The 824-nt window shown below is 68.2% G+C and carries 1 protein-coding gene; it reads right to left on the reverse strand.

Annotated elements, in window-relative coordinates; all coding sequences use genetic code 11:
* Nucleotides 1-767 (reverse strand): circularly permuted type 2 ATP-grasp protein (locus EOD07_RS36100; RefSeq protein ID WP_206519669.1); only part of this gene is annotated, 767 nt, incomplete at its 3' end.
* Nucleotides 768-824 lie beyond the last annotated feature (57 nt).

Genomic DNA, 824 nt, shown 5'->3' on the forward strand with positions numbered 1-824 from the left:
ATATAGGCGTGCTCGTAATAGGTTTCGTTCAGCGGTCCCGGCGTCAGGATGGCGACGCGGCCGCCCGAATCCTTGGCCATGCCGTTCAGCGCGTCACGGAAACGCCGGAAGAAGCCGGCAAGGCGATGCACATGCATCTCGCCATAGACGTCCGACAGCGCGCGCGTGGTGGCGACGCGGTTCTCCAGCGCGAAGCCCGCGCCGGACGGCGCCTGGGCGCGATCGCCCAGCACCCACCAGCGCCCGTCCGGGCCACGGCCGAGCTCGAAGGCGACCATGTGCAGGAAATGCCCGCTGGCCGGCCGGACACCGGCGACGGGGCGCAGATATTCGGGGCTCGCCGCGATCAGCCCTGCCGGCAATATGCCTTTCTCGATCAGCCGGTTCGGCCCGTAGACGTCGGCCAGGATCGCCTCGAACAGGTCGGCGCGCTGGACCAAGCCGGCGCTGATTTCGGCCCATTCCTTCTCGTCGATCAGCAACGGCACATGTGCCAGCGGCCATTCGCGCTCATTGGCGCCGGCCTGTTCGTAGACGCGGTAATAGACGCCGGCGTCGCGCAGATACTGGTCGGCGCGCGCGAAGCGCTGTCCAAGCCGCTCCGCTCCCAGATCGTCGAGCGCGTCGATGAAGAAGCGCCAGGCCGGGCGCGGGCGGCCCGACGCGTCGACCATCTCGTCGACGACGCCTTCGATCGGCCGGTAGCGTTCCAGCAGGCCCTGCGCCCGCGGCCTGCCGCCCGCCCGTCTCTGATTCCCCTTGGCCATTGTCGATCAGAATCTCGCCGGCCGCCTGAGGTCAAGGGTCATGGGAAACTCTTCAGA

The sequence above is a fragment of the Mesorhizobium sp. M2C.T.Ca.TU.002.02.1.1 genome (assembly GCF_003997225.1).